Raw genomic sequence first — 24,059 nt, 5'->3', positions numbered from 1 at the left:
CTGCGCTCCCGCGCGGGGCCGCGTGCCCGCGGTGGGCTTGCAAAACTTCGTTTTGCCGGAACCTGCCGGGTACAAATAGCTTGTGATTCGCGCGCCAGAAAAATCATTCGGTTTCAACTTGTGTTGAAACCGTCGATTTTCCTTTTCCGGCGTGGCGCGCGGGTGCTGCTCGGCTCGCGAACCGGGAGTTTGCACCACCTTAACGGGAGGGAACCGCCCTCGGGCCGGGCGGGCCGCGGGTGCCCCCGCTGGGCTTGCGATGCTTCGCATCGCTGGGGCAGCTTCTTCCCAAGCCTAATCCGGGCCGAGAAAAACTCCAACTAAAAGCCCTCGCCAAACGAACAGGAATATAAAAACAGAACGGTTAAAAAGCGAAAGACCCGGCCTGTCACAGAGGAAAGCCGGATCTTTGCGTATCGAAATATATGTGTAGTGGCAATTCTTACAACGACAAAACAAGATCAGACCCCTCCCGAGAAAAATAAGAGGCGTAATAATAAAAAGGCGAATAAAAGCCCTCCATTACCTGATGTCCGAAAATATGTTTCATCGTGAATTCAAGCACCCGCCCCCGCGAACCGCGGGAACGACCTTGCAAATATAGTTTTTTTTTCAAAGCCGCAACATTTTTCAGAGATAATTTTTGCAATACCTCGAATATTGCGCCATCACCTTGTCCACATACCGGATCGTTTCGGAGCCGTCGAAAGCCCCGCTCCGCACCGCCTCGTCGTCCACCCACTCCGGCGTCCCCTTGAGCACGACGAACTCGCTGAGCTGCACCCACGAGTTATGGTTGGCCCCCTGTTTGACCGCCAGCCGCCTCGCATCGAGGATATGCCCCATCCCGGCATTGTAGCACGCCAGCACGATACGGATCCTGTCCTCCTCGGAAGTCGCCTGGCCGAACCGCAAGGTATTCTCGATTTTTTGAATCAGTTTCACCGCCGTAGCGATATTGGTTTTCGGATCGCTGATCTTTTCCTCCGGCACCCCGAACTCTTTGGCCACGGAACCCATCACCTGCATCAGCCCCTGCGCCCCGCGGTGCGAGCGAGCATCGGGGTCGAAACGCGACTCCTGGTGAGCGATCGCCGCCAGCAGCCGCCAGTCCATCCCCGCCTGTCCTGCGATCTGACGCATGATCGGGTCGTAAGGCGAGATCTGGCCCCGGCTGGCGATCTCCAGCTCCTCGGCCGTCGGCCCTACCGAAGCGAAGACATCCGCCGTCCGGGAACAGCCGATAAAAGTAAAGTCCGAAATCAGCAGTAATGCAAAAACAAGAACAACTTTTTTAAAGTTCATAAACCGTTTTTTGGTCGGGAGAGCAAACCTTATGCCATGCGAGCCATTAGTCGTAGAACGCCCACGACAGCCCGATCTTGAACATCATCCGGTTCTGCGGATAGTTCACCACTTCGAAATAGCGGTTACCGCCGAACAGGTTGCAATTCCAGTGCTGCAGTTTGAGCAGCAGCCTCAGCCTTTTCCACTTCGCCGACACGAAAGCGTCCATCGAAGGGTAGTTGCCCAGTTTGACCTGATCCTGCGTGTAGAACTGCCCGACGGCCGGACTCCAGGCATAGGCATAATACTCGGTATTATACCGCCCGTCCACGCCGATCTGCATGAACAACACCTTCCTGACCACATCGAAGCCGAAGAAGTAGGATATGTCGGCGCTGAGCAGAGGCACCGGAGCGACTGTCTGGTTCGAGCTCCATTGCATAAGCACCCTGTGATTCAAGTGAAATCCGCCCAGGCGGAAATCCTTGCGCAGATAAAGCCCCATCACGCTGAGCATATCGCCGTACTGCTGCGGAACGACATTCGGCCCGTAGTAGACCTTGTCCTTGGTCAGTGCGTAATCGCCCCCCAGTTCGATCCCGTAGTCCGGGACTTTGAAGCTGGCCGTGATGAGCGTAGTTTTCTCTTTCGAGAAATTATTGAACCACGCGTAGTGGTTCGAGAAGTAGTTCTGCTGCCAGAAATCCGGCTCGCGCAGCGTGAAGCGCACCGCAGCGTCCAACGTCAGCGGCTTATCCTTGATATAAGCCGAGAGCGACAGTCTGCCGCCCGCGTCGAAATCCCCGCTCCGGTACCCGATCATGTGCAGCCGGGCATCGGCCGACCAGCGCATATAGCGGCTGACCGCCCCCTCCAGCTTTCCATACACATAGATCGAATTCTTATTCTGTTTTCCGCCATGGCCGAACACCCCCCGGTAGGTTTCCGGCACATAGTAATAGTAGCCGTTCAGTTCGTCGCCGATCCCCGCCGTCACTAACCCCAGCGCCCCGTCCCGGTTGTACGGCTGGAGCTGCATGAAGAACTTGACATCCATCATCGACTGCCGGATCGAGTCGTAGGTTTTGTCCTGACTGATATAGAAATGGTCGTAGAACGGCACCTCCTCCTCATTTTCCGCCGAGCCGGCAGGCGCTTTCACCGCATCCGAGTATATTTTCTTGAAAGTGGTGTACAGGAACGACTGCCCGATAAAGATCGTCGGAATCTTCGACAAGGTCAGTTCGTCGGTCACCCGCTGCCGCCTCAGCGGAATCCCGTACGACTGCGTCCAGTAAAACGTATTGCCCTTGTAGCGGTTCCGCGCGTCGGCCGACGCATCGAGCCTGACCGGGATATTTTCCGTCATGTCGAAGACCGTATCCGTCACATCCCGCATATCCCGGATCCCCCCGTTCTCCTGAATATCCCCCACATTATAGATATACCCCCCGTGAATCGCATACCTTTTGCCCGTATGGGCGAAATTGGCCGAGAAATAGCGGTCGAGAGCCTTCTGCCGCTCGTACTGCCCTTTCATCCCGTCCGCATTGTAGTCCAGGTTGAACGAGCTGGAGGGCGAGATATTCTGCGAAATCACCGCGTGGAACAGCTGTTCCTCCTTGGCCCGCTGTCCGGACATCTGGTACGAGATATTGGTATATGGCATCCGGGCGTTATAAAACACGATTTTTTCCGGGGTCATCAAATACGGAGCCCATGCCTGCACGAACGAAAAGTTGCGGAATTGCGGCCGGTCGAACCAGTCGAGCGGAATGGAGGCCCCCCCCAAGTTCCCGAGGCTCGCACTCCCCACCCCCTCGCGCATAAAAGGATAGTCGCGCTGAAACTCCGCGATGGTGGTGTCCATATCCCGCAGGGTGATGTTGTTGTTGTCCATCGAGGTCGTCCACGAAAAGATGCGCTGCGCGCGGGTGGAGTCGTCGAAGTAGAACGATTCGAGCGGCTTCCGCGGCCGCCTCTCCTTATCGATCGTGTCGCGTTCGATCGTCTGGCTCATCAACAGTCCGGACGAGTTGCTGGAACTGTTGTCCACGGGATAGCGTATGACGGTGGAGCCGTTGTTCTGCCCCTGTGCGATCGTGGGCGGCACAACGAAAATCCAACCGATTAAAAAACTTCGCCAAAAGTATTTCTTTCCCGGGACGTAGCCCATCCTGTTCGATTTTTAATCGTTCTGTTTTTTGGATGTTTCTTTGTTTGGTTCGAGGGTACTGTACTTTCTGTGAACAGAAAGTACCAAAGAAACTTTAAGCGATACTTCGTATCGCATGACCGTTCTCAGCCCAAGTTCCTGAACTATCTTGGGGGCTGGGGTTCTTTTGAAACGCGCTTAAGTTAGAGCAAGACCAATAGCGCGTTTCAAAAGAACTCCCGGCCCCCGAACAAGATACCAAGCACATTAAGGCCAAGAGAGACATTAGGATGCGCAGCATCCGCACTAAAGTTTTTCTGGTTCTCTTTGTTCACAAAGAGAACAGTTCTCTCCCGTAGCCAACGAGTGAATATGCAAAAACAGAACGGTTCCATTCAAAAACGGGGCAAAGGTACGAAAAATCCTACAAATCCGCAGTTTGTTCAGTATCAGCACGTTCAGTCCCCGTACAGCAGAAAACCCGACCGATCGAAATCACGATGTAAGTAAGGACGATCGCCGCCGGCGCCGCCATACGCAGCCAGACAATCAGGATAACGGACAAAAACAGGAAAACGTATCTGAGCCGGTTATTTTTCCACCCGAACGACTTGAACTTAAGCGAAAACATCGGCATATCGCACACCAAAAGCGCCGAAAAAGCCACCGTCAGCCCCAGCAGCAACAGATACGATCCAGCCACCCAATCCGCGTCCAGCATCGGCAGCGACACGAAAAACAGCGCACAGGCCGGCGTCGGAAGCCCCCGGAACTCCTCCGTCTGGCGTTCGTCGACATTGAACTTCGCCAACCGCAGCGCCGAAAAAGCAACGATCAAAAATCCCCCGTACGCCAGCCAGCCGAGCCCGCTCATGGCCAGCATACGGAACGCCACCACCGCCGGCACCAGCCCGAAACTGACCATATCGGCCAGCGAATCCAGCTCCTTGCCGATCGGCGAGCTGACATGCAGCATCCGCGCGGCGAAACCGTCGAAGAAATCGAACACCGCAGCCGCGATCACCAGCCAGAAAGCCGCCGCGAAATCGGCCCCGAGAAAAAGGACGGACACAGCCGCGCATCCCGACAACAGATTGCACAAAGTCAACAGATTCGGGATAAAAGCGAATACTTTTTTCATGGTCATTCAGACAGCAAATTCAAACTCCGTAAGCGACAAATGTACATATTTTCGCAGGAATGTTTCCCTGTCCGCCCCCAAACCACCTCGCGAAACACGCAGCGCCTCTCTTTCGAGACGACTTCACTGCCGCTCCGGACATCGCCGCAGAACCCGCGGCCCTCGGCAGTGCGGGCGCCGCACCCGAACCGATTGCAGACCGCAGATACCCGAAATTCACAAAAAGTGCTTATCTTTATCCACCGAACCCGCCGGCCACAGCCGGAGCGGAACCGAACCCTAACCCGAAACCCTATGAATCCAACCTTACGCACCATTGCCGGCCAATTCCAGATCGACGGCGAGATAGCCGCCGTCCGTCCCTTAGGCGAAGGCTTCATCAACGACACCTTCATCATCGAAACCGCTTTCCCGTCGAGCCCGAACTATATCCTCCAGCGGAAAAACAAAAACATCTTCACCAACATTCCCGCCATGATGGACAACATCGTGCGCGTGACCAACCACCTCAAGAACAAAATCATCGCCCGGGGCGGCGATCCCCGGCGCGAAGCGCTCACCGTGACCCCGGCCATCGACGGCAAACCCTATTATAAGGACGACCGGGACGAATACTGGGCCGTGTGCGAATTTATCGGCGACACGATCGCCTACCAGCAGGCCGACACCCCGCAGCTCGCCTATCAGGGAGGGAAAGGGATCGGCCTGTTCCAGGCCATGCTCGCCGACTTCAAAGAACCCCTTACCGATATTTTGCCCGGATTCCACAACATCCGGTATCGGTTCGAGCAGTGGGACAAAACGCTGGCGGCCGATCCCGCCGGTCGCGCCGGGACAGTGGCCGAAGAGATCCGATGGATCGAAGAGCGGCGCGAAGAAATGCTCCGGTTCTGGGCACTGGTGGAAGACGGGACGATCCCCACCCGCGTGACCCATAACGACACCAAGATCAACAACATCCTGTTCGACAAGGAGGGCAATGTGTTGTGCGTGATCGACCTCGACACGGTACTCTCCGCCACAGCCCTCAACGACTACGGAGACGCCATGCGGTCATACACCAACACCGGGTTGGAGGACGATCCCGACCTCGACCGCGTTTCGATGGACCTCGGCATTTTCAAGGCATACACCGCAGGATACCTGTCCGAAGCCCATGCGTTCCTGACCCCGAAAGAAGCGGAATACCTGGCATTTTCCGCCAAATACATCACCTACGAACAAGTACTTCGCTTTTTGATGGACTACATCGACGGCGACCACTACTACAAAGTCAAATCACCCGAACACAACCTGATACGCACCCGCGCACAGTACAAACTGCTGCAAAGCATGGAAGCGCAGTACGCCGACATGCAGCGCATCGTCCGGGAAGAACTCGCACATTATGCTTAAGATTCCAAAAATCAAAGGCGGCCTCCGAAGCATCACCACTGCCGAAGCGGCCCCCCAGCCGATCGGCTGCAACAACTGGGCGGCGGAATACCCGTATGCGCCGAAAGCGACATTTGCCGCGGCACACAACGGGACACACCTGCTGCTGACCTTCCGGGTGGAAGAAGAGTGCACGGCGGCTCTGGTGACGGAAGACAACGGGCCGGTGTGGACGGACTCGGCAGTGGAATTTTTCATCTCATTCGACGACACCGGCTACTACAACTTTGAATTCTCCTGCATCGGGAAAGCCCTGTTAGGATTCCGGAAGACCAAACCCGACGTCATTCATGCCGGGGCAGACGTTATGGAGACGATCCGGCGCGAATCCTCGTTGGGAACGGCGAATTTCGCAGAACGCAAAGGGGATAACCGGTGGGAATTGAATGTAGCGATTCCGGCGACGGCATTCTTCGCCCATCACTTCGCCACACTCGACGGCATAAAAGCGCGGGCGAATGTCTATAAGTGCGGAGACAATCTGTCCAAGCCGCACTTCCTGTCATGGCAGCCGATCCGGACGGAAAAACCGAACTTCCACGTGCCCGAATTTTTCGGCGACGTGGAATTTGAATGATATTTTCACACCGCCCGTCCCCCGTTCGGCACGGCATCTGCATTCAGACATCGTGCACAGCCGGGTCTGTAAGCGCTTGCGCGACCTTTCGCCGGTTTTTCATCCATCCGGCGGCAAGGTGCGCGAGCCTTTGTTTTTGATTTCACGACTATGCTGACCGCAAAACAAAAAAGACGCGAGAATATCGCCGAATACATTCTTTACCTCTGGCAGTTGGAAGACATGTTGCGGGCGCTCGACCTCTCGCCCGAGAAAATCTATTCGACGCTGGTGGAACCGCACGCCGAACTGGAGCCGGAACAAAAGCAGACCCTTTTTTTCTGGTACATGGACTTAGTCAACCTGCTCCGCACGGAAAACAAGGAGCAAGCAGGGCATCTGGAGCACACCCTGCACCTGATCGCCGACCTGAACGACCTGCACCTGCACTTGCTGAAAGCCCCCGTGGGGAAGGAACACGGCTACGACCAAGTCTTTGCCGCGCTGGCACCGGAGCTGCCGAAGCTGAAAACCGCCATCGCCCGGGAGAGCGACCTGGCAGCGGACGGGATCAGCGACATGGAAGCCTGTTTCCGGGCTTTGTATTCAGTGATGCTGTGCCGGCTCAAGGGCACCGCGACTCAGGAGGACGGCCCGGGAGCGGCGAAAAAGGCGGAAGCAGCGGAACGATACGTGAAAGACGTGCTGGAAGTCGTATCGCCGGTCGTCGCGCGGCTGGCAGCGATCTACAGGGCCGCTGAGCGCGGCGAACTGGACTTGTACAAGGACATGGCCTGACCCGGCGATCCAGGAAAACACGTAAGATTTCCACACGATGAACATCGAAGAATGACCGGCGGCACTCCGCCGTGTCGAAGCCCGCAGCCCCGATACCACATTCTGAATCAGAGATACTTTCCGAGATCAATCCCCTGCGGCATAAAGCAGCCGCGATGAACATCGAAGAATGACCGGCGGCACTCCACCGGCTCGAAGCCCGCAGCCCCGATACCACATTCTGAATCAGAGATACTTTCCGAGATCGATCCCCTGCGGCATAAAGCAGCCGACATCCGCCCCGTAGGAATAAAGCTCTTTCACCACAGCCGAGGAGATAGCCGCCAGCGACGGATCGGTAAGCAGATAAAACGTTTCGATCTGCGGATCGAGCCGCTTGTTGACCGCGTCGATCGTGCGGTCGCTCTCGAAATCGTCCACCGAGCGCAACCCGCGCAGCAGAATTCCCGTCCCCTGCTCCCGGCAGAAGTCGGTAGTCAGTCCATCATAGGCTGCGACCCTCACCCGCGGCTCGTCCCGGAACACATCGCGGATCAGCCGCACGCGGTTATCAGGCGACAGCAGCCCTTTTTTCTTGACATTGTGCCCCACCCCGACGACGACACAGTCGAACAGCCTCAAAGCCCGGCGCACAATATCCTCATGCCCGGCAGTGAAAGGGTCGAACGACCCCGCGAAAACGGCTTTTTTCTCCATAAAAAATTCCGAAACTTTGGGTAAAGATAAACATTTTCGTATCTTTGCGCCACTTGTCCGAAACAACGGGGGTTTTGCATAAACCAGAGAACGGGAGAGACAGAGGTCTCCGAGGTTCATTTTTCAAGAACGTTGCGGGTAGACAAGGGATTGACACCAATAAAAAACGATTTACGCATGTCAACCAAGATCAGACTGTCTCGGCACGGTAAAAAAGGCTATGCTTTCTACCACATCGTCGTTGCCGACAGCCGCGCGCCGCGCGACGGCCGCTTCATCGAAAAACTGGGAACCTACAACCCGAATACCCATCCGGCCACTGTCGAGCTCAATTTTGAAAGCGCACTGAAATGGATCGGCGTGGGCGCACAGCCGACCGATACGGCGCGGTCGATCCTTTCCAAGGAAGGCGTCATGTACCGCCACCACCTCAACGGCGGGGTCAAGAAAGGGGCATTCACCGAAGAAGTAGCCGAACAGAAGTTCGCCAAATGGATGGCCGACAAGCAGGCCAAGAATGCGGCAGCTAAATCGGCGATGGAAGCGGCGAAAGCCAAGACCGCCAAGGAACGCTTGGAAGCAGAGACCAAGGTGAAAGAAGCCAAGGCGGCGGCACTGGCGGCCAAGTTGGCCGAAGCTGCCAAAGCTGCGGAGGCTGCTGCGGCAGAGGCGGCGGAAGAAACAGCTGCCGGAGAAAACGCGGAAACCCAGGCGGAAACAGAAGCTGCTGCAGAATAAGCGGCGGATACCGACCTGTAAATACGAGCCCTGCCATGTCCATTTCGGGCGGCAGGGCTCTCTTTTTGAGAGAAACGATGAGCAAAGAGACCCCCTTGTCTTATGCCGCCCGGGCAGCCGCCATCATCGCCGAACCCTCCAACGCAGTGGGACGCATCCGGAAAACCTACGGCAGCACGGCACCCGACGGGACGAAAAACGGCACGCTTTTAGCGACACTCTACGATACCTTCCCTCCGAGCTGGGACCCGGCCGAACCGCTTTGGACAGAGATCGACACACTGGCCGTGCCGCTTTTCGTCTCCTCTTTCGAGAGGCGGGGGAATGCCTCGGCAGTTGTGCAGTTCGACGACTTCGATCGGGAACAGGAAGCGACATTATTAGTGGGGAAGACACTGTATCGGGAAAAAGCCTGTCCGGAAGACGGAGAGGACCCGCAGACGGACTGCGAAGCCTTGATCGGTTATGAACTGACCGACCGGACGACGGGACGGCGGGGTACCGTGACCGCGTTCTACGACTATCCGGGCAATCCTTTGTTAGGGGTCGATTTCGACGGACGCGAAATCATGGTGCCCGCAGCGGACGGCCTGATCGAAGTGACCAGCATACGCAAACGGCAGTTGGAGGCGGATTTGCCGGAAGGCTTGTTCGAGCTGTGACTTTTCCCCGCTCTTTGCCACCCCTCTTTCACGAGAAAGGCCCCTCAAAAAAAATCCGCTCCTTTCACGAAAAAGACCCCTCCGAAAAATCCGCTCCCCTTCACGAAAAAGACCCCTCCCAAAAAAATCCGCTCCCTTTCACGAAAAAAGCCCCTCAAAAAAAAATCCGCCCCCTTTCACGAAAAAAGCCCCTCAAACAAAATCCGCCCCTTTCACGAAAAAGACCCCTCCCCCAAAAAATCCGCTCCCTTTCACGAAAAAAGCCCTCCGAAAAAAATCCCCCCTTTCACGAAAAAGCCCCCCAAAAGCCCACCCGAAAAAGATAGCCCCGAAAAGATAGCCCCGAAAAGATAGCCCGGTGCCAAGACAAACGCACCGAATCTTTACAGCCCGGCGCCTCGCGCAAGCCTACACCCCGTTCCCGCCCCAGCTCCGGTCCCGGATAAACCTCTCACTCACCACCACCCGCACCGCCCGCTCGACGATCCGGAACTCGAAATCCGAAAACCCCAAGATTTCCCCGTCTATCTCCAACCGGATAGGCCGCTCCGCCTCCACCCGGATCCGCCCGCCGCGAAACAGCGACACCCGCGGAATATCATAAATATTTCCCGTGTAGACCACCCGGAAGCGGCTGAAAAGCCTCAGGCGGTTCATCGCCGGAATCACCGTCAGATCGAACAAACCGTCGTCGGCAATGGCATTCGGCGTCTGCGTGAGCCCCCCCGCCGTATATTTACAGATGCCCACCGTTCCGGTAAACAGCTTGCCGGCGAACACCTCCTCGCCGTCCACTTCGATCCGCACCCGCCGCGTCCGGTAGCGCAGCGCCTCACGAAACACGCTGAACAGATAAATCCACTTGCCCCGGTACCCCTTCTCCTTGAGGCGGTTGAACCCTCGGCACACCGCCGCATCGTACCCCACCCCCGCCACATTGGCCAGATAACGCACCTGGTGCACCTTCGCCTCGTAATAGCTCACCCGCCCCACATCCTGCAAAAAAGCATGCCCCTCTTTGATCGATCGGATCGCATCCACGTAATTGCGCGGGATGCCGAACATGCGTATCCAGTCGTTTCCCGTCCCCACCGCGATCACAGCCATCAGAATGTCCGTCGTCGGGCATTCCCGCTGGATAAAGAAACCGTTCACCGTTTCGTGGATCGTTCCGTCGCCGCCCACCACGACAATCCGGCGGTACCCCTGCCGCACGGCCGCCACAGCCAGCTCCGTAGCATGGTATTTACGAAGGGTGAACATGGCATCCACTTCGATCCCCTCGTCCCGGAGCAACCCGCTGATCAACGGCCAGTCCGCCAGCCCGCGGCCGCTGCCCGCCACCGGATTGACAATGGCCGCCCATCGCTGTGATATATCGAAACTCATCGGCATAACTCAATTCGCCCCATTCATGGAAAAAGAAACAGATCCGGCACTTCGGACAACCCGTATGAAAGGCCTTCCCTCAACCTGACGATTTCCCCCGGCACCGGATCAAACCGTTCAGACACCCAGCCCATTCAGCACCCGCAACTGCCCGGAGGAATCCAACCGCATGCAGTTCTCGTCATCCGAAAAGTGCCATTTCATTTCCCGGATTTCCGTCGCCTCCCCCGTTTCCGCTCTTTGTTCAGTTCAGGTAAAGATACGACAAAATAATGACCCGAAAGGCAGAATAAGGAAAGGATACTGTAAATAAGAGGTTTGAACCGTTTCCATCGGTCAAGCGAAAGTCAGCGACAGGCTAAATTCCGCCGACACTCCTGCCACTCCATAAAAAAGTGCAGATTAATTGACAAATCGTTGAAATCGCAGCAACAGCTATAGACCTTTCACGACAACGGGCCTTGACAACCTCAGCACCTCGATACCCCAACTCGTTTATTCCGTCTACCGCCTTCCCACATCCGTTACCTGTTTCTCGCAGATACTGATCAATCGGACACTCACCTCGCCCCCTCACCGGCGAACTCCAGCTTCACCAACTCGTCGAAAGCCTCCTTATATAGAGCCGTCCATCGGACAGACTTTTCATTCCGATACGTATTCTGAAGCACATTCACCACCGCGTCGAAACCGACACTCTCGAACAAATCCCGAACAGTCACAATTATAAGATTTTCAAAGCGATCGCAGCACACGCCTCGGCATCGGCAAGAGCGTGATGATGATTCTCAAGATCATAGCCGCATTCGGCCGCTACGGTATCCAGCCGATGATTGGGAAGGTCGAGAACGCGGCGGGAAGCCGCCAGCGTGCAATGAAACTCATAGCCGGGATACACCATCCCATATTCCTCGAACACCGCCTTCAAACAGCTCTCATCGAACGGCCGGTTGTGAGCGACCAGCGGCAGTCCTGCGATTTTCTGCTCAATCTGCGCCCATACCTCCGGGAACTGCGGCTGCCCGTCCGTGTCCTCCCGGGTCAGTCCGTGCACCTCGGTAGTCCAGTAAGTGTAATAATTCGGCGACGGCTGGATAAGGCTGTAAAACTCATCCGCAACCACCCCACCCCTGACTACGACAATGCCGACCGCACAGACGCTCGAACGTCGCCCATTGGCCGTCTCAAAATCTATCGCGACAAAGTCTTGCATCGTCAGTCGTTTTTGTAAAGTTCGTACATATCCGAAATCCAGCCCGTTATCTCTTTCCGCAGCGACCCCGGAGAGATTACCTCAACCATCGCCCCCACGTGAAGCAACTTCATGATAAAGTCATAGGTAGGAGCCAGAAAGAGTTCAAAGTCGGCATACTCTCCGTTATCCTCGATCAACCGCTGGCTGTGGTGAAGCGGGAGCGATTTGAGGTAAGGCGCGTGATCCGCGTTCGCCCGGACGACAATCCGCTCCGGCTTGACCCGCTCGTCGGCTACTATGCCGAAATAGTTCGAGAAATATTCCGGAGCCGAGAAGCCCTCGGGGAGCTGGAATTCCGAATCGGTCAGCTCTACGGCCTCGATGCGGTCCAGACCGTAAAGTCGGATTGTATCCTGGCTGATGTTATGCCCCAGCATATACCACCTGTTTTCAAACAGCTTGACACAATACGGCTCGACCGGAATCCGGTAGGAACGGGAGTACCGGAACGCCCTGTATTCGATCTCGACAACCCGATTCTCCCCCATCGCCTCTAATATGGCGTCAGATGGTCGCGACCGGAAGGAATCGGGTCAACCAGGATTCTGTCTTTCAGCGCCAGATTCTCACCGATCAGATTCCCCACGGCAAACGAATCGAGCATCCATTTTTTCAGTTCATCCTCGTCGATGTCCTCCGGATTTTCAATATAGTAGAGGTACCCGCCGACCCGCCGGCAGGAAATCAGGATGCCGAACTGCGAGCAGATCGCATCGCGCCATCGGTTGAAAGTGGCCCGGTGCAGCGGTTTGCCATCGCTGAGGTCCTTGCAGCGCTCCCACCGGTCCGACAAATCCCTGTACGAGATTTTCCCGGCCCGGCGGATCGTATCAATCAGCCAAGTGTATTTCTGAAGTTGAGTCATAATCGGTTGGTTTCGATGCTGCAAAATTAGCGGCGACCTGTCTCATTTCGGGATACAACTCCGAATGATCAACCGATTTCCAATCATTTTTCTTCGGGCCTTTCTCCGGTGAAGAGATTCATTTCGACGCCTTGAAGTTGAAGATCGGCCGGATGATCGTGTCGATGCTGACGGTATCGCCGATGTTGGCGATAATCTCCTCCGCCGGTTTGTAAGCCATCGGCGACTCGTCGCGGGTAAAATCGTTGACGCTCTCGGAGTATATGCCCGACATGGACGCCTCGAAATCCTCCATTTTGATCTGTTCGTATGCCTGCGTGCGGCTGAGAACCCGGCCGGCACCGTGCGGAGCGGAGCCATTCCAGTCGGGATTCCCTTTGCCGGTACAAATCAGCGAGCCGTCGCGCATATTCAGCGGAATGATACACCGTTCGCCTTCAGCAGCCGAAATCGCCCCCTTGCGGATCAGGTTGTCATCGCTGATGTAATTATGGACACTCTCGAATTCCTCCTCGACTTCGACTTCGGGAAAGAACTTCAGCAAGAGCTGCGAGATCACTCGGCGGTTGAGGACAGCCCATTTCTGACAAAGACGCATATCGTGGAGATAGTCCTCCCGGGCTTCTCCCTCCACATAGCAAAGGTCGCGGGGCAATGTCGGCTCAGCCTCCCGCTGCGACTGACGCATTTGCCTGATGACACTCTGCAATTCGGAACGACGACCGGCGGCTTTGTACTCCTCGATCGTTCTCTTGACCGTCTCTTCCAATTCGTCCGCCCCTTCGGTCATATGCTTAATGGCACGGGCTTGATAAATTTCCGCCACCTGTTTGCCGAGGTTCCTCGAACCGGTGTGAATGACAAGATATACGCTCCCGGCATCGTCCTTGTCCAATTCGATGAAGTGATTCCCGCCTCCGAGCGAGCCGATAGCCTTGCTGATGCGGTCGTAGTATTTCAGATCGCGGTAGCAGCGCAGCTCGGTTACCATTTTCTTCGCCTCGCAGTAAATATCCATCTCCTCGCCGACGAGCGGTTTGAATCCGAAACGCTCCTCCCGCACGATCTTCCCGGACGGCACATTCGTCCGGATATGTTCATGGAAAGCATGGAAATCGATGTCACCGACATGGCCGAGACGCAGCACGCGCATCCCGCAGCCGATGTCGACACCGACGATATTGGGTATCACCTTATCGCCGAGGTCTCCCGTGAATCCGATCACACACCCGGCTCCGGCATGAACGTCGGGCATGATGCGTATCTTTTTGTCGGCAAACACGTCGATCGAGAGCAACTCCTTGACCTGCCCCAGTGCACTCTCTTCGATGTTGTCCGTGAAAATCTTCACGTCATATCCTTCTAAAGTTTTCATAATCGTAATATTATGTGGACACAAAATCAATACGCTACAACGCAGCCATTCTTCATCGTTTCACGGTCACAAAATTATATATCAGGTGACGCAATTTGCGATACAGGATAAAAATTTTCGCGATTATATACTTTATCGTACCAGCCATCCTTTGTCCCCATTTTTCGGCTCGCGCCGCCCCCCGGCCGCTAAAAGCAGCCCCCGGCGCAGAGCCGAACTCGCAAAAGAAGAAAAAAGTACATTGAAGTATATAATCGCGAAAATTATCCGAAACGAAATTTTTTGCAGGTTGTACCTGGCTTTGAGACATCGAAAGCGTTACTTTGCACAAATAACAGGGAACCATATAACATGAAAATTCTACATCTATCCGATACTCACGGTTGTCATCGCCGGCTTGCCAACCTGCCGGAAGCAGACGCAACGGTTCATTCCGGAGACTTCACCCGGACAGGCTCAGAACAAGAAGCGTTGGATTTCCTGAACTGGTTTTGCGACCTGCCGTATCCTCATAAAATTTTCATTTGCGGCAATCACGACAATTGCCTGCGTGGCGCAACCATCGACGGCCTTGACAGCACCGTGCATTACCTCTGCAATTCAGGTGTGGAGATCGATGGAGTGAAATTTTACGGGGTACCCCTGTTCATGGGCGATTGCATTTCCGGCCGCCAAGCCCGGAATATCGGCCATATCCCGACCGACACCGATGTACTGATAACGCACTCGCCGGCCTACGGCATTCTCGATTTTGATGAGGGTATCCACTATGGCAATCAACAACTATTGGCAAAAGTCCTGGAAATTCGCCCACGGCTTCACCTCTTTGGCCATATCCATACCCAACACGGCGTGACGACCGAGCATGGCATCGTTTTCTCCAACGGAGTGATAATGAATGCCGGCTATACCCACCTCAACAGCCCCCATATTTTTACGATTTGAGCCAATTTTTCAGGATCAGCAGGTAATCCGCCAGCACCCTGTCCACCTGCGGCGCCCCTGCCGTTCGGTAGTAAAGTCTGGTTTCCGCATGAGCGGCCGCCCAGTCGCCAAGGCCGCCCCGCAGCCTTCGGGATATCTGGCGACAGGCCGAAAAAATACAGACTATTTTATTGTACGTGTCCCTGGGAGTGAACTGTTCTCTTTGTTCACAAAGAGAACCAGAAAAACTTTCTGAGATGCTTGCGCATCTCTTGAGCCTGCCGGGTACCCCCGGTTCTCGAATGTTTTGTTTTTGTCGGGCTTTCTCAATGGGCGCGCTAATGATTGCATTACCTTTATGCGCGCCGCATTGGAAAGTCCCGACAAAAAAACAGGGCTCAAAGAAAGAGGACTGCGGAGCGTAAGGAGTAGCGCAGCTATCTGAAAGTTTCTTTGGTTCTTTCTTTTCAAAGAAAGAACGGTTCCATCCGGCACAGTGCAATATAAACCTACGATTAATGGGCGATCGTTCCCGCGTCAGCGGTGGCCTCGGTCGCTGCGACGCGTCAGCGGCGCGGGGGGAACGCGCCGAGGACAAGGAAATGAGAACCCGATTCCTGTGGCAATGGAGGAAAAAACAATGCTGCTGGGCATTCACGCCGGACAGTTCCATACGATTGAACACATCTTTCTCCATATCTTATTTCGCAACGGCAGACATCACTCGCAGAGCCGCATCCCGACACTCGTTCCGGAAGCAAGAATACCCATCTTCTTATTCCTCCTTTGGAGTTCCCCACAACAAACTTTGGTGTTTCCCGCAACAAAGCCGTACCTTTATCGCTAAAACTAACACCAAACATGAAACCGATTACCGATAAAATCATCGTCAGCGGGCCATGCAGCGCCGAGAGCCGCGAACAGGTCTTGCAGACCGCCGAAGGCCTGGCCGCACAAGGCGTCACGGCATTCAGGGCCGGCCTGTGGAAACCCCGCACCCGCCCCGGATGCTTCGAAGGCGTCGGAGCCGAAGGACTCGAATGGCTCGCAGAGGCACGTAATGCCTATGGCATGCGCATCGCCACAGAACTCAACACCGCCCGCAACGCCGACCTGCTCCTGAAAGCCGGCGTAGACATCGTCTGGATCGGAGCACGCACCGCCACCAATCCTTTCGATGTGCAGGACATAGCCAACGCCCTGCGCGGCTGCCACATCGACGTCTACGTCAAAAACCCCGTAGCGCCCGACCCGGCCTTGTGGCTCGGCGCGATCGAACGGATCGAGCGCGCAGGGATCAAAGGGCGCATCGTGGCCATACACCGCGGATTCTGCACCTGGGAAAAAGATATTTTCCGCAACAACCCGATCTGGAGCATCCCGATGCAGCTTAAGGCACAACGGCCGGATGTGCCCGTCGTGTGCGATCCCAGCCATATCGCCGGGCAGGCCGAACTCGTTCCGCACGTGGCCCGCATGGCGATCTCGCTGGGAATGGACGGCCTTTTCGTCGAATCCCACTGCAACCCTTCCGCAGCTCTGAGCGACGCCGCCCAGCAACTGACCCCGGACGAAGCAGGACGAATGTTCCGGAACCTGAAACTGACCGAATAACCGCAGATATGAAAAAAGCGATCCGGACACTCGTCTCCTATCCCGCCATGGCCGTGATGCTGGCACTCTATGCCGCAGCGCTGGCGGCGGCCACCTTTGTCGAAAACAAATACGGGACACCCGCGGCCAGACATTGGGTGTACAACAACTGGATTTTTTACCTGCTGCAACTGCTCCTGGCGGTGAATTTCGCGGGAGTGGCGGCGCGGCAGCACCTGGTCCGCCAGAAAAAATGGGCGACGCTGGCATTTCACTACGCTTTCGCCGTGATCCTGCTGGGGGCATTCGTTACGCATCTTACGGGTCAAGAGGGAATTATGCACATCCGCGAGGGGGAGAGCTCCGACCAGTTGCTCGACCCCGCCGATCCGGCGCAAGTGCTCGAAACGCTGCCTTTCAGCGTCGAACTGACCGATTTCCGGTTAGTGCGCTATCCGGGATCGCACAGCCCGTCCTCGTTCGAGAGCGATGTGACAGTCAAGCGGGCGGGGTATCCCGACCGGCGCGAGAATATCTATATGAACAACGTGCTGCATGTGGGCGCGTACCGGCTCTACCAGTCAAGCTACGACCCGGACGAGGGCGGAACGGTGCTGTCGGTGAACCGCGATCGCACAGGGACGCTCATCATCTATTTCGGGTATGTCCTGCTGATGGGGGGAATGCTCCTGGCGCTGTTCCACAAACAGTCCCGTTTCCGGACGCTTGCCCGGATGCTGGGGCGCAAAGCCCTGCCGGTCGTCCTCCTCGTGCTGGGCATCGGGGCAGCGGGTGCGCAGCAGAAGGTCGACACGCTGACCTGGTCGCAGTTGGAGGAAAATGCCCGGCGGCAGATGGAGCAGATCGAGCGGGACGCGCGCGCGCAGGAGGATCCGGCAATCGCACCGCCTGCGGACGAAGCAAGGCAGCGGCGAACGGTCGACCGGCGGCGCGAGAAGAAAATGGCCGGGCTGTATGCAGAGGAAACGGCCGTCAGTCCGGAAACCGGCAGGGCATTCGGGCGGCTGATGGTGCAGGACGGGCGGGGCCGGATCGAACCGGTGGATACTTATGCAGCCAAACTGCTGCGCAAAATATACCGGGGAGACGACTACGAGGGGCTGAATCCCGACCAGGTGCTTCTGGGGCTCATTACCCAGCCGCAAATCTGGAGCCGTATCCCGATGATCGACGTGGGCAGCGAGGCGCTGCTCCGCAAAACGGGCATAGACGAGGCGCAGGTGAAAGAGGGGTACCTGGCTTTTATCGACGTGCTGGACGACGAGGGGAACTATATCTTCGCCGACGAGGTGGAAGAGGTGTATGCCAAACCGGTGCGCGAGCGGAACAAGTATGACAAGGAGCTGCTCAAACTGGACGAGAAGATCAACATCATCAACGCGTTGTTCTCGGGGCGGATGCTGGCCATTTTCCCGCACGACGGGACGCTGGACGACAATGACGCGTGGTATTCGCCGGGCGACGACCTGAGCGTTTTCCAGGGGCAGGACTCGATGTTCGTGAGCAAGATTTTCCCGTGGTTCGCCACCGAGGCGATGCGGTCGGTCGAGTCGGGCGACTGGAGCGTGCCGGTCGAGATCGCGGGTATGATCGGGACGTACCAAAATGCCAAGTCGAAAGCCTATCGTATCGACCGGAACCGGATCGAGGCGGAGATGCTTTACAACCGGCTGAACCTGTTCAAATGGGCGGGATTCTTTTATATGGGCTTCGGGTTGCTGCTGATCTTGGCCCTGATTTTCCGGCTGGTTCGTCCGTCGAAAGGCTGGCGTGTGGCGGTGGGGGTGCTGACCGGGATCGTTGTGCTGATCTTCGTCGGGCAGACTTTCGGGATCGGGCTGCGGTGGTATATCGCGGGGCGGCCTCCGGTGTCGAATGCCTATGAGTCGATGATTTTCGTGGCCTGGGCTGCGGCGGTCGCGGGGCTGGCTTTCGGCTGGCGGTCGCGGATGACAATGGCGCTGGCGGCATTCCTCTCGGGCGTGCTGATGTTCGTCTCGACGCTCAACTGGATGGATCCGGAAATTACGCCGTTGGTGCCGGTGCTCAAATCGCCGTGGCTGCTGGTGCACGTGGCGGCCATTACGGGAAGTTACGGTTTCTTCGGCATCGGATTTCTGCTGGGGCTTATCTCGCTGCTCATCATGGCTTGCAAGACGCATAAGAATGCGGTGCGGCTGGACGGGCAGATCCGCGAGCTGACCATTATCAACGAGATGGCGCTGACCGTGGGGTTAGTGCTGCTCACGGCGGGGACTTTCCTCGGGGCGGTGTGGGCCAACGAGTCGTGGGGCCGCTACTGGGGCTGGGATCCGAAGGAGACTTGGGCGTTGATTACGATGATCGTCTATGCTTTCATTATCCATGCCCGGTTCGTGCCGGCGATGCGTTGGGGCGGGGACTATCTGTTCGGCCTGATGGCGGTGGTCGGGCTGGGGGCGGTGTTGATGACTTTCTTCGGGGTGAACTACTACCTGAGCGGGATGCACTCTTACGGGGCGGATTCCGCGCCTCCGGCGCTGTATGCGATCTGGGTCGTGTACGGGGCGGCGGCGGTGATCGCGGTGCTGGCCTGGCGGAAAAGGCGGCTTGAATAACCGTAGGTTTCTTTTGCACTGTGCTGGATGGAACCGTTCTTTCTTTGAAAAGAAAGAACCAAAGAAACTTTCAGATAGCTGCGCTACTCCTTACGCTCCGCAGTCCTCTTGCATTACACTTTCTTTGGGGCGTGGCAATAGCGGGCATAAAGTGTTATTTACCTAAGTGCCCGCTATTGCTTACACCCCAAACGAATCGAAGACAAGGGTATCCGGCAGGCTCAAGAAATGCGAAGCATCTCTGTAAGTTTGGCTTCACTTTCCTCCTGGCGCCTCGGCCATTCGAGCAAGCTCGACGGCGCTCGGCTGCTGCGTCGGTTTTCTGGTTCTCGCTAACTGCGCTCCGCTTGTTTTGCCTCCGGCTTCCTCGCGCTGCCTCGGCATAGCCCACAAGTGGGCTATGCCGAGGCAGCGCGAGGAAGAAAATGCCCCCGCGGCAGGAGCGGTGAAGCGAAAACAAAAAGCCCGCCGGCTCGAGGCAATGAAAACCGTACGTTTTTCCGGATAGGCTGTCGTTGCGGAGGATTCACGCAATGAACGGGATGAAGCTGCGGGAAACGAACGGTGCGGCCTCCCGAATGCTCAGAATTTCAGGTAGAACTCCCGGGTCAGATCGCGATACAGGTCGGTAAAGTTCCCTTTCCCGTCCTCGATGCAAAGCGTTTCGCGGACGATCTCCCCCCGACCGGGCCGTTGCGGCGAGAATTCCGCCGCGACGCGCTTGACCGGCTTGTGCGGTGTCCCGTGTATCTCCAGCAGACGTCTTACATACAATCCTCGTGCCGCGGCCTGGGCGATGAAAATGCCGGACTCCCGGTAAGGAAATATGGCCGCGAACCGTCCGGTTCCCGGCTCCGACAACGACAGGACGGCTTCGATCAGCTGGTCGTAAGGCAACATCTCCGCATGCCGGGCCGCCACCCGGGCCGCATCGGGCAGCGAAGCCGACGCCGAGGTGTCGAATCCGCGCCGGAAATCGGTTCCGGCCATAAAGTAGGGCGGATTCGATACGATCAAGTCGTATTTCTCCTCCCGACTACGAGAGGCTGCGTATCGTTGAACGGACATCGCATGCGTCCGGAGCCGAAATGCCCACGGCGATGCCTGGAAATTGGCTTCCGCCTCAGACGCGGCGCTGGCGTCGACCTCGACGGCGTCGATGAACGGGGCCTCGCCCGGCCAGGCTGTCCGCTGGGCCAACATCAACGCGATCACGCCGGTCCCGGTCCCGATATCCAGAATCCGGTGCAGAGGTATCCCCGCCGGCAATGAAACCCATGCCCCCAGCAAAACGCCGTCGGTACCGACTTTCATGGCCGCTTTTTCCTGTGTGACGGCGAATTGTTTGAAGCGAAAAGCAGACTGTTTGTGTGTTATCCGGTATGGCGCGGCAGCGCGCAACCCGGCCCCACCCTCAGTGGAGGGCCCATTTCTTCCGGGGGGATCATTGGTTTTCGGCTTCATCACGGTTAGTCGATACGTACGATTTTGGCCCCTAACGCATTGAGACGCCCGTCGATATTCTGGTATCCCCGGTCGATCTGGTCGATATTCTGTATGATGCTTTTCCCCTGGGCGCTCATCGCGGCGATCAATAAGGCCACTCCTGCCCGAATATCCGGCGAGGTCATGGTCGTCCCCCGCAGCCGAATCGCCTGGTCGTGGCCGATCACTGTCGCCCGGTGCGGGTCGCACAGAATGATCTGAGCCCCCATGTCGATCAGTTTGTCCACGAAAAACAACCGGCTCTCGAACATTTTCTGGTGTATGAGCACCGATCCTTTGGCCTGTGTCGCCACCACGAGGAATACGCTCAGCAAGTCCGGGGTCAGCCCCGGCCACGGCGCGTCGGCGATGGTCATGATCGAGCCGTCGATAAAGCTTTCGATTTCGTAATGTTCCTGCCGAGGAATATAAATGTCGTCGCCCCGCTGTTCAAACCGGATGCCCATCCGGGCGAATTGCTGCGGAATGATTCCCAAGTCATCGTACGAGACATTTTTAATGGTCAGTTCCGACCGTGTCATGGCTGCCATCCCGATGAAACTTCCCACTTCGATCATGTCCGGCAGCATGGTGTGTTCCGTCCCACCCAAGGAATCCACACCTTCGATGGTCAGCCGGTTGGATGCGATGCCGCTGATATGGGCCCCCATGCGCACTAACATCCGGCAAAGTTGTTGCAGGTAGGGTTCGCATGCGGCATTGTAAATCGTCGTCGTCCCTTTGGCCAGCACTGCGGCCATCACGATATTGGCCGTCCCGGTCACGGAGGCTTCGTCTAACAGCATGTAGGCGCCGTGCAGCTTACGTTCCGCCCCGGGAGCGGTGACGGTATAGAATTTCCGGTCGGTGTCGAAGTCGAATTCGGCGCCTAATTTCTGAAAGCCGATAAAGTGGGTGTCCAATCTTCTGCGTCCGATCTTGTCTCCTCCGGGCTTAGGCATATAGGCGCACCCATACCTGGCCAAAAGCGGCCCGGTAATCATCACCGATCCGCGCAGCCGCGATGCGGCTCTGCGAAATTCGTCGGTCTGCAGGTAGTCGAGGTCGATGTCTTTGGCCTGAAATGAGTAGGTTCCTTTGTCCTGGCGCTCGACCAGAACGCCCATGGCTTCCAAAAGGCCGATGAGCTGCATGACGTCGAGTATCTCGGGAATATTGCGAATGATCACTCTTTCCGGGGTCAGCAGGGTGGCGCAGACCACTTCCAGTGCTTCGTTCTTGGCTCCCTGGGGCGTGATTTCGCCGCGCAAAGGGCACCCGCCGGTTACTTCGAATGTAGCCATAGTTCGGGTTTTGTTGGTCTAATGGTTGATATTAGGCTGCGGATCTTGCCATTCTCCGATCGGCGGCTCAGCGGATGACGCGGTGTTTCTGGCTGATCCGGATATTCTTGATATTGAAGGTGTTTCCGTCGGCCATGTCGCTCGGATCTTCCATAAAGTCGATGCGTTTTATTCTCGCGATCTTTGCCGAGTTCAATGTCGAAAAATAGGCCTGGAACACTTCTCCCCGTCCCAACTGCGTATAGCAGTCTTTGGTCATGCTGATGCCGCGGGTGCGTTGCAAGGTCAGCACTCGGGTCTTGCCGCCTTTGAGGTGGCAGATCAGCCGGGTGCTGGGGGACAGATTTGCGCTGCCGCGGGCCCGGAGATAGTGCATGGTCACGACTGTCCAGCTGTTCCCGAATCCGATGTCGTCGATCCAGATGCTGCAATTCCGGGAATGCTGCTTCGGCGTATGGTAAACGATGGATTGGCGTTTGCCCGGCTGGTTCTGTGCCGTGGCGACGGCTGCGCTGCCTGACAACAGAAAGGCGGCCAGCAGAATCAGGATCTGTTTGGTCATTTCGTAATGGTATAATAGGTTAATACGGGAAAGTTACAAAAAATTGCAATGGGTTGGCACAGGGAAGGTAGGTTTATTTTGCCCTGCACCGTGTATGGCTGTTTTTTCTGTGACAAGAAAGGCCCCATCGGGGCTTTCTCTTCGTTGCCCTCCTGCCGGGCGGGCATTTTGATTTTGTTTTCGCTTCACCGCTCATGTCGCGGGGGCACTTTCTTTCTTGTGCGACCAAGAAAGAAAGCAAAGAAGTCGCCGAAAGTCGGTTTGGACTTCGCAAAACATAATGTTTTGCGAACCCTCAAACGCGGCACTTTCGGGTCTGCTGTGTCTACCCGCAATTAAGGAAGATACTGGTTTCAAGAGCGAAGTACCTCCGGAAGCGTCGTGTTTTGCCTTGAGGGGGCCGCGCAGGACGCGCGGACACCCGACAAGGCGAAACCGGCTGGAGGCAGTTTGGCTTCGCCTTCCTCCTGGCGCCTCGGCCAATCGAGCAAGCTCGATTGGCACTCGCCTGCTGCGTCGGTTCTTTGTCTACTTTGACCTGCGGTCTTCCTCGCGCTGCCTCGGCATAGCCCACAAGTGGTTTCTGCCCTCGGTACGCTACTCGGTTCTTTGGTGGCAAAAAACGTAGAAGCCTCGCCGGCTTGAGGCGGCTAAGAAAAAGGGCCCGCCCGGCAGGAGCGGTGAAGTGAAAAGTGTCATTCCGCGAAGCGGGCGGCTCCACGCAGTGGTGGAATCTGGTTCGGCCGTGATCTCCCGATGACGCCCCGGAGCCACACCGGGCGGAGGGGCGGTGCCGCTCGGCACTTGAGCCGGCTTTTCTTCATTGCCCTTATGCCGGGCGGGCACTTTCTTTTCTCTTCACCGCTCATGCCGCGGGGCACTTCCTTTCTTGGGTGACCAAGAAAGGAAGCAAAGAAGTCACCGGGAATCGGTTTCACCTTGTCGAAAGCCGGTCGTTCTGCCCGGCTTTCTCAAGGCAAAACGCGACATTCCTGGGTCTGCTGTGTCTACCCGCTTTCAGAAGTGCTTTTGTGTGTGGAGACAGACGGTTCGGCTGGGATCTCTCTATGTCGGGCCGGAGCCACCCTGGGCGGAGGGTGCCGCTCGGCACTCGAGCCGGATTGGAATTACCCCAACCCCGCAGGCTGCGATCCAAAACTGTATTTTGCCCGCGCGCTGGCGGAAATCCTGTTCAAAAGCGCAAGCTGCTTTTGAACGATTT

Annotated in this window: 22 protein-coding genes; 8 read left to right on the top strand and 14 right to left on the bottom strand. The window is 56.5% G+C overall.

The features are described 5' to 3' along the window. Nucleotides 1-630: 630 nt before the first annotated feature. The 3 genes from Q0Z93_RS04665 to pssA form a co-directional block, all read right to left on the bottom strand. Entirely contained in the window at nucleotides 631-1,305 is a 675-nt protein-coding gene (locus Q0Z93_RS04665; protein ID WP_298063127.1) for a transglycosylase SLT domain-containing protein, read from the bottom strand. Nucleotides 1,306-1,351: 46 nt separating this feature from the next. Next, entirely contained in the window at nucleotides 1,352-3,463 is a 2,112-nt protein-coding gene (locus Q0Z93_RS04660) for a putative porin (RefSeq protein ID WP_298063126.1), read from the bottom strand. 403 nt (nucleotides 3,464-3,866) lie between these two features. Next, nucleotides 3,867-4,583, bottom strand: coding sequence for a CDP-diacylglycerol--serine O-phosphatidyltransferase (gene pssA / locus Q0Z93_RS04655; protein WP_298063123.1), 717 nt, complete (start codon nucleotides 4,581-4,583; stop codon nucleotides 3,867-3,869). A gap of 294 nt (nucleotides 4,584-4,877) precedes the next feature. Here pssA and Q0Z93_RS04650 point away from each other — a divergent pair, with 294 nt between their 5' ends. The 3 genes from Q0Z93_RS04650 (at nucleotide 4,878) to Q0Z93_RS04640 (ending at nucleotide 7,371) form a co-directional block, all read left to right on the top strand. After that, nucleotides 4,878-5,978 (top strand): aminoglycoside phosphotransferase family protein, encoded by a 1,101-nt coding sequence (locus Q0Z93_RS04650; RefSeq protein ID WP_298063121.1) that lies wholly within the window; start codon nucleotides 4,878-4,880, stop codon nucleotides 5,976-5,978. Further along, on the top strand, nucleotides 5,971-6,594 hold the full coding sequence (locus Q0Z93_RS04645; protein ID WP_298063119.1) for a carbohydrate-binding family 9-like protein: 624 nt from the start codon (nucleotides 5,971-5,973) through the stop codon (nucleotides 6,592-6,594). The genes Q0Z93_RS04650 and Q0Z93_RS04645 overlap by 8 nt, the downstream gene beginning before the upstream one ends. A 150-nt stretch (nucleotides 6,595-6,744) precedes the next feature. Further along, on the top strand, nucleotides 6,745-7,371 hold the full coding sequence (locus tag Q0Z93_RS04640) for a DUF4924 family protein (RefSeq protein ID WP_298063117.1): 627 nt from the start codon (nucleotides 6,745-6,747) through the stop codon (nucleotides 7,369-7,371). Between the two features lie 225 nt (nucleotides 7,372-7,596). On the opposite strand, the gene coaD is transcribed toward Q0Z93_RS04640, so the two are convergent. Beyond that, a complete protein-coding gene (gene coaD / locus Q0Z93_RS04635) occupies nucleotides 7,597-8,067 on the bottom strand; it encodes a pantetheine-phosphate adenylyltransferase (protein WP_298063115.1) in 471 nt (156 codons plus the stop codon). A gap of 177 nt (nucleotides 8,068-8,244) precedes the next feature. Here coaD and Q0Z93_RS04630 point away from each other — a divergent pair, with 177 nt between their 5' ends. Both Q0Z93_RS04630 and Q0Z93_RS04625 read left to right on the top strand, forming a co-directional pair. Then, entirely contained in the window at nucleotides 8,245-8,805 is a 561-nt protein-coding gene (locus Q0Z93_RS04630; protein WP_298063112.1) for a 30S ribosomal protein S16, read from the top strand. Nucleotides 8,806-8,882: 77 nt separating this feature from the next. Continuing rightward, nucleotides 8,883-9,467: a hypothetical protein gene (locus Q0Z93_RS04625; RefSeq protein ID WP_298063109.1), complete on the top strand. Its 585-nt coding sequence runs from the start codon at nucleotides 8,883-8,885 to the stop codon at nucleotides 9,465-9,467. A gap of 408 nt (nucleotides 9,468-9,875) precedes the next feature. On the opposite strand, the gene Q0Z93_RS04620 is transcribed toward Q0Z93_RS04625, so the two are convergent. The 6 genes from Q0Z93_RS04620 to Q0Z93_RS04595 form a co-directional block, all read right to left on the bottom strand. Beyond that, entirely contained in the window at nucleotides 9,876-10,856 is a 981-nt protein-coding gene (locus tag Q0Z93_RS04620) for a diacylglycerol kinase family protein (RefSeq protein ID WP_298063108.1), read from the bottom strand. A 560-nt stretch (nucleotides 10,857-11,416) separates the two neighbouring features. Beyond that, on the bottom strand, nucleotides 11,417-11,578 hold the full coding sequence (locus Q0Z93_RS04615; protein WP_298063106.1) for a hypothetical protein: 162 nt from the start codon (nucleotides 11,576-11,578) through the stop codon (nucleotides 11,417-11,419). Between the two features lie 2 nt (nucleotides 11,579-11,580). Continuing rightward, nucleotides 11,581-12,069, bottom strand: coding sequence for an exonuclease domain-containing protein (locus tag Q0Z93_RS04610; protein WP_298063103.1), 489 nt, complete (start codon nucleotides 12,067-12,069; stop codon nucleotides 11,581-11,583). Nucleotides 12,070-12,071: 2 nt separating this feature from the next. Next, nucleotides 12,072-12,599: a WYL domain-containing protein gene (locus Q0Z93_RS04605; protein WP_298063100.1), complete on the bottom strand. Its 528-nt coding sequence runs from the start codon at nucleotides 12,597-12,599 to the stop codon at nucleotides 12,072-12,074. Nucleotides 12,600-12,604: 5 nt separating this feature from the next. After that, the gene (locus tag Q0Z93_RS04600) at nucleotides 12,605-12,976 is read right to left on the bottom strand and encodes a hypothetical protein (protein WP_298063097.1); all 372 of its coding nucleotides are present in this window, start codon (nucleotides 12,974-12,976) and stop codon (nucleotides 12,605-12,607) included. A 118-nt stretch (nucleotides 12,977-13,094) separates the two neighbouring features. Next, the gene (locus Q0Z93_RS04595) at nucleotides 13,095-14,351 is read right to left on the bottom strand and encodes an RtcB family protein (protein WP_298063094.1); all 1,257 of its coding nucleotides are present in this window, start codon (nucleotides 14,349-14,351) and stop codon (nucleotides 13,095-13,097) included. Between the two features lie 351 nt (nucleotides 14,352-14,702). On the opposite strand from Q0Z93_RS04595, the gene Q0Z93_RS04590 reads away from it, so the two are divergent. Further along, nucleotides 14,703-15,296, top strand: a complete 594-nt coding sequence (locus Q0Z93_RS04590) for a metallophosphoesterase (RefSeq protein WP_298063092.1) — start codon at nucleotides 14,703-14,705, stop codon at nucleotides 15,294-15,296. On the opposite strand, the gene Q0Z93_RS04585 is transcribed toward Q0Z93_RS04590, so the two are convergent. Then, nucleotides 15,286-15,972: a hypothetical protein gene (locus Q0Z93_RS04585; protein WP_298063089.1), complete on the bottom strand. Its 687-nt coding sequence runs from the start codon at nucleotides 15,970-15,972 to the stop codon at nucleotides 15,286-15,288. The genes Q0Z93_RS04590 and Q0Z93_RS04585 overlap by 11 nt on opposite strands. Before the next feature lie 164 nt (nucleotides 15,973-16,136). Here Q0Z93_RS04585 and Q0Z93_RS04580 point away from each other — a divergent pair, with 164 nt between their 5' ends. Further along, nucleotides 16,137-16,889 carry a hypothetical protein gene (locus Q0Z93_RS04580; protein WP_298063086.1) on the top strand — a complete coding sequence of 251 codons (753 nt, stop codon included), beginning with the start codon at nucleotides 16,137-16,139 and terminating at the stop codon, nucleotides 16,887-16,889. 8 nt (nucleotides 16,890-16,897) lie between these two features. After that, nucleotides 16,898-19,486, top strand: a complete 2,589-nt coding sequence (ccsA, locus tag Q0Z93_RS04575; RefSeq protein ID WP_298063084.1) for a cytochrome c biogenesis protein CcsA — start codon at nucleotides 16,898-16,900, stop codon at nucleotides 19,484-19,486. Nucleotides 19,487-20,068: 582 nt separating this feature from the next. On the opposite strand, the gene Q0Z93_RS04570 is transcribed toward ccsA, so the two are convergent. The 3 genes from Q0Z93_RS04570 to Q0Z93_RS04560 all read right to left on the bottom strand — a co-directional run bounded on the left by Q0Z93_RS04570 (nucleotide 20,069) and on the right by Q0Z93_RS04560 (nucleotide 22,837). Further along, entirely contained in the window at nucleotides 20,069-20,800 is a 732-nt protein-coding gene (locus Q0Z93_RS04570; protein WP_298063082.1) for a methyltransferase, read from the bottom strand. A gap of 155 nt (nucleotides 20,801-20,955) precedes the next feature. Next, nucleotides 20,956-22,275, bottom strand: coding sequence for a UDP-N-acetylglucosamine 1-carboxyvinyltransferase (murA, locus tag Q0Z93_RS04565; protein WP_298063079.1), 1,320 nt, complete (start codon nucleotides 22,273-22,275; stop codon nucleotides 20,956-20,958). A gap of 67 nt (nucleotides 22,276-22,342) precedes the next feature. Beyond that, nucleotides 22,343-22,837: a hypothetical protein gene (locus tag Q0Z93_RS04560; RefSeq protein WP_298063077.1), complete on the bottom strand. Its 495-nt coding sequence runs from the start codon at nucleotides 22,835-22,837 to the stop codon at nucleotides 22,343-22,345. Nucleotides 22,838-24,059: the final 1,222 nt, after the last annotated feature.

Origin of the sequence: uncultured Rikenella sp., assembly GCF_947628055.1 — a bacterium.
Taxonomy (GTDB): Bacteria; Bacteroidota; Bacteroidia; order Bacteroidales; family Rikenellaceae; genus Rikenella.
Note: the sequence above shows the minus strand (reverse complement) of the source record. Positions and strands in the feature narration are given on the sequence as shown.

Excerpts from the sequence above, each read along its gene's own strand:
- Q0Z93_RS04665 (WP_298063127.1), bottom strand. The coding sequence starts at position 1,305 with ATGAACTTTAAAAAAGTTGTTCTTGTTTTTGCATTACTGCTGATTTCG.
- Q0Z93_RS04660 (WP_298063126.1), bottom strand. The coding sequence starts at position 3,463 with ATGGGCTACGTCCCGGGAAAGAAATACTTTTGGCGAAGTTTTTTAATC.
- pssA (WP_298063123.1), bottom strand. The coding sequence starts at position 4,583 with ATGAAAAAAGTATTCGCTTTTATCCCGAATCTGTTGACTTTGTGCAAT.
- Q0Z93_RS04650 (WP_298063121.1), top strand. The coding sequence starts at position 4,878 with ATGAATCCAACCTTACGCACCATTGCCGGCCAATTCCAGATCGACGGC.
- Q0Z93_RS04645 (WP_298063119.1), top strand. The coding sequence starts at position 5,971 with ATGCTTAAGATTCCAAAAATCAAAGGCGGCCTCCGAAGCATCACCACT.
- Q0Z93_RS04640 (WP_298063117.1), top strand. The coding sequence starts at position 6,745 with ATGCTGACCGCAAAACAAAAAAGACGCGAGAATATCGCCGAATACATT.
- coaD (WP_298063115.1), bottom strand. The coding sequence starts at position 8,067 with ATGGAGAAAAAAGCCGTTTTCGCGGGGTCGTTCGACCCTTTCACTGCC.
- Q0Z93_RS04630 (WP_298063112.1), top strand. The coding sequence starts at position 8,245 with ATGTCAACCAAGATCAGACTGTCTCGGCACGGTAAAAAAGGCTATGCT.
- Q0Z93_RS04625 (WP_298063109.1), top strand. The coding sequence starts at position 8,883 with ATGAGCAAAGAGACCCCCTTGTCTTATGCCGCCCGGGCAGCCGCCATC.
- Q0Z93_RS04620 (WP_298063108.1), bottom strand. The coding sequence starts at position 10,856 with ATGAGTTTCGATATATCACAGCGATGGGCGGCCATTGTCAATCCGGTG.
- Q0Z93_RS04610 (WP_298063103.1), bottom strand. The coding sequence starts at position 12,069 with ATGCAAGACTTTGTCGCGATAGATTTTGAGACGGCCAATGGGCGACGT.
- Q0Z93_RS04605 (WP_298063100.1), bottom strand. The coding sequence starts at position 12,599 with ATGGGGGAGAATCGGGTTGTCGAGATCGAATACAGGGCGTTCCGGTAC.
- Q0Z93_RS04600 (WP_298063097.1), bottom strand. The coding sequence starts at position 12,976 with ATGACTCAACTTCAGAAATACACTTGGCTGATTGATACGATCCGCCGG.
- Q0Z93_RS04595 (WP_298063094.1), bottom strand. The coding sequence starts at position 14,351 with ATGAAAACTTTAGAAGGATATGACGTGAAGATTTTCACGGACAACATC.
- Q0Z93_RS04590 (WP_298063092.1), top strand. The coding sequence starts at position 14,703 with ATGAAAATTCTACATCTATCCGATACTCACGGTTGTCATCGCCGGCTT.
- Q0Z93_RS04585 (WP_298063089.1), bottom strand. The coding sequence starts at position 15,972 with ATGGAGAAAGATGTGTTCAATCGTATGGAACTGTCCGGCGTGAATGCC.
- Q0Z93_RS04580 (WP_298063086.1), top strand. The coding sequence starts at position 16,137 with ATGAAACCGATTACCGATAAAATCATCGTCAGCGGGCCATGCAGCGCC.
- ccsA (WP_298063084.1), top strand. The coding sequence starts at position 16,898 with ATGAAAAAAGCGATCCGGACACTCGTCTCCTATCCCGCCATGGCCGTG.
- Q0Z93_RS04570 (WP_298063082.1), bottom strand. The coding sequence starts at position 20,800 with ATGAAAGTCGGTACCGACGGCGTTTTGCTGGGGGCATGGGTTTCATTG.
- murA (WP_298063079.1), bottom strand. The coding sequence starts at position 22,275 with ATGGCTACATTCGAAGTAACCGGCGGGTGCCCTTTGCGCGGCGAAATC.
- Q0Z93_RS04560 (WP_298063077.1), bottom strand. The coding sequence starts at position 22,837 with ATGACCAAACAGATCCTGATTCTGCTGGCCGCCTTTCTGTTGTCAGGC.